Annotated in this window: 6 protein-coding genes; 4 read left to right on the forward strand and 2 right to left on the reverse strand. The window is 47.0% G+C overall.

Annotation, left to right across the window (positions count from 1 at the left end; genetic code table 11):
* Positions 1 to 68 precede the first annotated feature (68 nt).
* On the reverse strand, positions 69 to 2126 hold the full coding sequence (locus tag I5M27_RS14335) for a T9SS type A sorting domain-containing protein (protein ID WP_200507004.1): 2058 nt from the start codon (positions 2124 to 2126) through the stop codon (positions 69 to 71).
* 159 nt (positions 2127 to 2285) lie between these two features.
* On the opposite strand from I5M27_RS14335, the gene I5M27_RS14340 reads away from it, so the two are divergent.
* The 3 genes from I5M27_RS14340 (at position 2286) to I5M27_RS14350 (ending at position 5611) form a co-directional block, all read left to right on the forward strand.
* Positions 2286 to 2999, forward strand: coding sequence for a T9SS type A sorting domain-containing protein (locus I5M27_RS14340; protein WP_200507005.1), 714 nt, complete (start codon positions 2286 to 2288; stop codon positions 2997 to 2999).
* 103 nt (positions 3000 to 3102) lie between these two features.
* Positions 3103 to 3594 (forward strand): methylated-DNA--[protein]-cysteine S-methyltransferase, encoded by a 492-nt coding sequence (locus I5M27_RS14345; RefSeq protein WP_200507006.1) that lies wholly within the window; start codon positions 3103 to 3105, stop codon positions 3592 to 3594.
* Positions 3595 to 3682: 88 nt separating this feature from the next.
* Entirely contained in the window at positions 3683 to 5611 is a 1929-nt protein-coding gene (locus I5M27_RS14350) for a peptidylprolyl isomerase (protein ID WP_200507007.1), read from the forward strand.
* Between the two features lie 132 nt (positions 5612 to 5743).
* Here the strand turns inward: I5M27_RS14350 and I5M27_RS14355 are convergent, their stop codons facing one another.
* On the reverse strand, positions 5744 to 6508 hold the full coding sequence (locus I5M27_RS14355) for a hypothetical protein (RefSeq protein ID WP_200507008.1): 765 nt from the start codon (positions 6506 to 6508) through the stop codon (positions 5744 to 5746).
* 222 nt (positions 6509 to 6730) lie between these two features.
* Between I5M27_RS14355 and I5M27_RS14360 the strand changes: the two genes are divergently transcribed.
* On the forward strand, positions 6731 to 7219 hold the full coding sequence (locus tag I5M27_RS14360; protein WP_200507009.1) for a hypothetical protein: 489 nt from the start codon (positions 6731 to 6733) through the stop codon (positions 7217 to 7219).
* Positions 7220 to 7457: the final 238 nt, after the last annotated feature.

The raw sequence follows: 7457 nt of genomic DNA on the forward strand, positions 1-7457 counted from the left end.
TACCGTTTTTTTTTGACAGGTAAAGAAAGAACCGGCTCCGTAAGCAGCCGGTTCATTTCAGTTCATATTTATTTGATCAGCACAATTTTCTTGGTTAATACCTGGTCGCCGTATTTCAGGTTCAGGAAGTAAAAACCGTTTGGCTGCTTGGAAAGATCGGCATCTATCATTTTACCGTTAATTTCACTGGCTTTGACAGACATGTTCCAAACGCGGGCACCTACTGCATTGTAGATTTCCAGGGTAGCATTCTCGGCTTTTTCCGGCGTGAAGGTAATATTCACAATGCCGTCGGTCGGATTCGGATAAACGCTCAGCGAAGCTGCCAGAATATTATCGGTAACCCCGGATTTGATGTTAAACGATTTTGCGGCCTGAAATACCTCTTTGGTTACTTTGTCCTGCAGGAAAACTACTACTTCCAGATTGTTCAGGTTCTCAACTGAATCCGGGAAAAGATTCTTCGGACCAACTAATTGCACCGGGCTTGGGAAAGTATAAGACTGGTTGATAGTAACCGGAGCTCCGGTTAACGGGGCAATGGCAGTACCATTCTCATTCGGCATCATTTTCTTCATTACATCGAAGAATTCTGTTTCGCCGTTAGATCTTTTATTTTTAACGGTTCTTTTTTCAGTAATAACCATGTGGGCTACCAGGTTATTGCTCGGAATGCTGTTGCCAATCGGGTCGATAACCGCCTGAGCCGTAACTGTATGACCAACCACCGTTTGCGTAACGGTAATATTTACCAGGGCAGGTTTGGTTTGGAAGTTATTCAGCAATGATGCAGTATAGTTATTTGCGTTGCCATCCCAGCCACCGTCAACTTCCATTCGAGGAATGGAATTGATACCGTACCAGTTGTGCCGGCTAATACTTTCCGCAGTCTGATATGGGTCATTGCCGGCGTTAGGATAGTTTTGCTGATACTTGATATCGATGGATTTGCCTGGATTTGCAGTGGTAATTTTATGCAGGTTAGCATTACCAGACTTACAAGGAGGGCAGGTAGCGCTGGTAAATACTTCGTGCAAAACGGTACGTGGGGCCACATTCGCCAATACACTTACTTGCTTGCTGCCGCTATCATTGGAAGTTACCATATCGGCATTGCTTACATTGATATCCGTAGCCCAAGCTTCAATGGTATAATTACCGGCAGCAGCAGGCGTCCAGCTTGTTGGGTGCGTGAATGAATATGTAGCTAATGGCGCAATGCTGGCCGTAACAGGCGCAGAAACGGTTGTTCCGTTATTAATTTTATAATTCAGAGTGAAGGAAGTAACCGGAGTTGCACCCAGATTACGAATAGTACCGGTAATAAGGAACGGTGCATTCGCTAAAACAAGGTAACTGGCATTCGTTAAAGATGTTACAGACAGATCATAGCTTGGCTGGGCACCAGGCGTGAAGGCATAGTAGGTATTATCGGCCGGGGTAGGATCGGCAGTGCTTTGGCTTGCTACATTCGGGGAAGCTGCAACCTGAAAAGCGGTAGTGCTGTTAACCTGAATGCCCGCTGTAACGGAAAGGGCACCATTCGCTGAGCGTTGGTCTACTATATAGATCTTATTCGTGGTTTCTTCCAGCACAATGCTCCAGAAAGTAAATCCTGTAGTGGCAGTGTTTGGGAAAAACGTATTAAACTGGATCCAGTGCTGACGATTAGGAGCTGTACCGAACGTTTTGGTAATAATTCTGGAAGGAAAAGAAGACCCGCCGCTGGTAATTACGTTTGGATATAATCCCCAAACCATTACAGATTTATCTGGTATAGAAGCATCAGGGAGCGCAAGATTTGTACCATCAGCCGGAGGGGCTGTAACCGAAGTTGAAAACGTCAGAATACCGGAAGTAGATACTTTATAATCGGTTACGGCTGCTCCGTTAAATGAAAACGCAAACGGAACAGTACCTACCGGCGACCAGGCCGGTGCTGCAATATTTGCAGCAGAAGCAGTAAACAAAGTTGTCCAGCCTGCTGCCAAACCGCCTCCTACCGGATATTCACTGTCCGTATTTAAACCACCCGGATTTGAGCCATTATACGGAATAAGATAGTACTGCGCCTGAGCCGCAGAGAATGCCATAACGGCACCCAGCATGAGTAAAAGTTTCTTCATAAGAGCGAATGATATTGATGTTTAATTGTTAAGGTTTTGTAAATTAAATAATTTTTTAACATCTTTGAAAACAAATTGTTATACTTTTTTAATCTTATATTAAATAGTACTTCCTTAATCTTTTGTTCAGACACAATTTACTAAATTAATCTTCGCTTTATGAAAAAACTTTTACTTATTGCAATTGCTGCATTCGCTGTAAATGCCGCTTCAGCCCAGTCGACTACCATGCAGTTACCGGCCTATGCCACCACTGTAAAAGGCCACGTTGATTCTATTCTGGTAGGCAGGGTTTCTGTAGTAAATATCAGCAATCAGAGCATCGATGTAAAAGTAGCCCGAAAGGTTATTTCAGAAGTAAAAGGCTCTGAGAACGTTTTCTGCTGGACCCAGTGCTACACCCCCATGGTGAGCGTTTCGCCAGATGTTGAGACAATTTTAGCAGGTGCAACCAACACTATGTTCTATGGCGATTATTCCGCAAACGGCTTTGCCGGTAAAACTACCATCCGGTATTCATTTTTCCGGGTAAACGGTGCTGCGCCAGATTCTGTGCACGCTACTATTGTGTATGATGCTTCCAGAACTACCGGCGTAAAAAAAGCGTTCGACGCCAGCAATGCCATCAGCCTGCCTTCGCCAAACCCGGCCAACGACATGACCACCATTGGTTACAACCTGCCGGCTAACGCGCGCAGCAGCAAAATAAAGTTATACAACGCCATCGGCGGGCTGGTAAAAGAGATCAGCCTTTCTGATAAGCAAGGTGCTATTATGCTGGTAACTTCCGGCCTGCCAAGCGGCATTTATTTCTACACGCTGCAGGTAGATAACCGCGCACTTACCACCAAAAAACTGGTTGTAAAACACTAATTTTCCCCCTTTCCACAAAAGCAGCCTGCGAAATATTTCCGGGCTGCTTTTTTGTTTTATACCTTAGCCAAAAACCGTATCTTTTTCCCGTTAAAAACTACTTATGCCTGAAAATATTCAACATGCCTTCCTGGAAACGCCGCTTGGCTGGCTGCAAATATCTGGCACGGAAGAGGGCATTACTGCGGTCACTTTTTTAGACGAAAACCCTACCGTTTCTTTCGCGGAAATTCCGGCCTGCCTGCAAAATTGTTACCACCAGTTATCAGAGTATTTTAAAGGTGAACGCCGGAAATTTGAGCTGCTTTTAGTACCAACAGGTACAGATTTCCAGCAAAAGGTCTGGCAGCATTTAAACGCCATTCCCTTCGGGAAAACCCGGTCTTATTTAGAAGTAGCCCTGCAGCTCGGCGAGCCGACCTACACCCGCGCGGTAGGAAGTGCAAACGGCAAAAATCCGCTGGCCATAGTGGTGCCCTGCCACCGGGTAATTGGCGCCAACGGCAGCTTAACGGGTTATGCCGGCGGTTTGTGGCGTAAAAAATGGCTGCTGCAATTCGAAGGCATCACCAAACAAACCGAACTTTTCAGCTGAAATTCACCTATTTTCATCTTTTCAAAACGGTATCTGAAATGCCCGAAAAAGTGACGCTTTCCTTACGCTTCTAAAACTTCCGCTTCCTATGAAAAAATATGCCGGTTTCGTTTTGCTTTTCCTGGCTTTTGCCTGTCAGAAGCCCGTTTCGCAAAGCAAGATTTCCAACCAATTCCAGGATAAAAACCTGCGCCAGATCTATACTTACCAGGACGAACGCAACGCGCCTAAACTACTTCCTTATCTGCAGGATCCGAACCCGAAATACCGGGCCGCGGCTGCCCTTGCCTTTGCTTCGGTGCAGGATAAAAACAGCATTCCGCAACTTACCCCCCTCCTCTCCGACCCCATTGCCGAGGTTCGCCAAAAAGCCGCCTATGCCCTTGGCCAGTCTATGGATTCTACGGCGCAATACCCGCTGCTCAGCGCCATTGGCCGCGAAACCGAAAAACCGGCGCGCGCCGAAATGCTCGAAGCGCTGGGCAAAGTAGCCACCGCCGACGGCATTAAATTCCTGAACAATTTCTTTTCGCCCGATACAGTTTTGCAGGCGGGCCACATGTGGGGGTTCTACCGCGTAGTTTTACGCCGACCGCTCCCGGAAGCAGCCCTGGCCAAAACAGCCCGGTTTTTAGCCACCGCACAAACCCGCGAGATCCGCATGGCGGCATCGCAAACGCTGGCCCGCAGCGGCAAAGCTGATTTAACCCCGCATTTCAAGTTTATTCAGGCCGCGGCTTTAACCGATGCTGCGCCGGCCGTGCGCGCTGCGGCCGCCACCGCTTTAGGCAAAACCAAAACCTCCGAAACCGTGGAAACCCTGGGTAGCATTGCGCAGAAAGATCCGGATTACCGCGTGCGGTTAAGTGCGTTGCGGGCCTTAAATTCCTTCGATTTTGTTTCTACCCAGGATATTTTATTTGAAGCACTTTCTGATAAAAACCCAAATGTAACGCTTACCGCCGCCGAAATGATCAGCTCCAAAATACCGGAAGAGAACTTGGTTCTGCTGGATGCTGCCAATAAACAAACCGACTGGCGCACACGCGCTTTATTGCTGGGCGCTGCTTTAAAAACTGCCAAAAACCCGGAAAAATTGCGCGCGGAGATCATGAACCGCTACGCGCAAACGAGCAATATTTACGAAAAAGGCGCTTTACTGCATGCTTTAAGCAACGATCCCAACAGTTATTATTTCCTGGAAAAAGAAACTTTCGCCGCGCAGCAAAACCCGGTAATTTCTACCTACGGCATAGAAGCCCTGAGCAATATGCGTAAACTTCCGGCCTTCCCCGAAAAACTGAAACCGTCTTTCAACGAAACCCTGAAACGTGCCATTGCCTCCGGCGACGTGGCTTTGGTGGGTGCTGCGGCTACCTTGCTGCGGGAACCAAACCTGAATTACCGGCAAACGTTCCAGAACTACGATTTCCTGAAAACCGCTCAAAGCAAGATCCAGCTGCCCCGCGACGTAGAAACCTACATCGAACTGCAAAAAACGCTGGCTTTTTTCGAGCAAAAACCGGTACCGACGGCGCCCCAAAACCCCACTTCGCACCCCATAAACTGGGAACTGGTGCAAACCCTGAAAACCGACCAGAAGGCGCTGCTAAAAACCAGTAAAGGCGATATTACGCTGCAGTTATTTGTAGAAGAAGCGCCGGGCTCAGTAGCGAACTTCGCGGAACTGGTGAAGCAGGGTTTTTACAACGGAAAACATTTCCACAGAGTGGTGCCTAATTTTGTGGCGCAGGGTGGTTGTCCGCGCGGCGACGGCTGGGGCGGCACCGATTACACGATCCGATCCGAATTTGCCGATCTGCATTACGAGGAAGGCACGGTTGGTTTAGCTTCCGCCGGCAAAGACACCGAAAGCTGCCAGTGGTTTATTACGCACAACCGCGTGCCGCATTTAGATGGCCGTTATACCATTTTCGCCAAAGTAGTTTCGGGCTTGGATGTGGTGCACCAGCTGCAGATCTCCGATAAAATTGAGAAGCTGGAACTGATTCCGTAAACAATAACACGAACTTAGCTCCTTAACCAATAAAAAAAGGCTTTCTTTAAAGACAGCCTTTTTTTATCAGATTTTTACTTAAACATGTTTAAAATTCATCTTTCAAATTCGTTCCCGAAGTTAAAAGTTGAATTACCCTTTTTTCCTGCGGTACGGGAAATTTCGGGCAAATTTATAATTGATCTGTTCAATGGCTTGGCTTGGCTGAAACTCATAATCGGTTTCGGCGGTGGCAGACACGCGCCAGAGCACAGCGCCATCCCGGCTGTCAAGCACGGAGCAATGCGCCCGGATCTCATTGGTTTTACTCAGATCGTCCGGTAAGGCCGGCACCACACTGCCTGTAGCGCTTCCCGGGGCCGCATTGCCAATGGCTTCGGTTACCCCGGCGGGCAATAGATTTCCGGCATCGGCCAGTATTACATCCAGAATGTTGGTTCCTAAGTTAATGCCGTAAGAAGCCAGGTCTGAAATAAAGCGTTTCTTTTCGATTTTAGCAGCTACTACCGCTTCCACCCCCAATATTTTGGATATTTGTTCCGGATTCATGGCCCAGGCCTGGGTCGGGCTGATATTATGCTGTCGCAACAGGTTATTGGTTTTTTCTACATCCTGGAAATTAATGGTGTAACCGCCCTTTTTGTGCGATTTGCTCAGAATAGCATTCATCAGCGAGATCTGGAAAGCCCGGCTTTCGGCCTCCTGTTCTTCCTTCAACATTGCCGGGGTCATTCCTTTAGGCATTTTTCCGGTATAAACCATTTGTACCGGCAGCACGGCCACGGTTTTGTGCATAACCGTGCGGTTATAAAAATTGTTAGCCATATAAGCGCTCCGGCATGAGGAGAAAGCCAGCGGCAGTAGCAGCAACCAGCTTAAGCGTAGTAGTTTTTTCATAATGATGATGAGCGTTTTTAGTTTGCAGATTGTAGTTTAAACATAAAGATTTGTCTGTATCTTACCAAACAATCTGAGGGGTATTTTCGACATTTCCTGATGTATTCCGTAAAGGCGTTCAGGCAAAATAAAGAAAGGAACAGCGCTGCAAAATGCTATGGTCTCGGCCTTAAAAACTGGCACCATATTCGCCTTTCACCTTGTAACCAAAAATTGACCACTATGAAAAAGCTATTTACGTTCCTGTTCTTATTTGCCGCGATCTTCAGTTTAAAACCAGCCATGGCCCAATCAGATACCAGTGCCCAAAACCTGACCGAGGTTGTAAAAATGCTGAATGGCACCTGGGAATGGACCGAAACCAGTTTCGTAACCCGCGGCTCAAAACCGAACGTCAAAACACCGGCAAGCGTCGGCTATAAAATTACCGTCACCTTCAAACCCGATAACCAGGCTTTGGTTTTCCGGAACGGTAAACTGGTGGGCACTTACGCATATACCGTAAGCAAACCTACCGATTATCTCGTGATTTCTTTCAGCGATGCCAGCGGCAACAACCCGGCAAGAGAATTTCTGGAAGAAGGCCCGCTTACGGTTTCTGCGAATCAATTATACATTGCCGGCGGTTACAACGATGCCGGCAGCAACCAGACCTTCAAAAAGTTAGCCCCCGAAAAAACCAAGAAAATCAGCCGGAAGAAAAAAAATTAAGCAAGACTTTTTAAGCAAAAAAAGCTACCGTTTTTCTCCTGAAAACGGTAGCTTTTTTATTGCCAAAACTATGGGATTAGTAATTAATGAATCGTGATTAGCGTTTGAAAAACGGTTTAGATTTCTCCGTAACTTGTACGCCCAAAAATTGAACGAACAACGAACAACGAACAACGAACAACGAACAACGAACAACGAACAACGAACAACGAACAACGAACAACGAACAACGAACAAC

This window comes from Adhaeribacter terrigena, from assembly GCF_016623615.1.
Lineage (GTDB): Bacteria > Bacteroidota > Bacteroidia > Cytophagales > Hymenobacteraceae > Adhaeribacter_A > Adhaeribacter_A terrigena.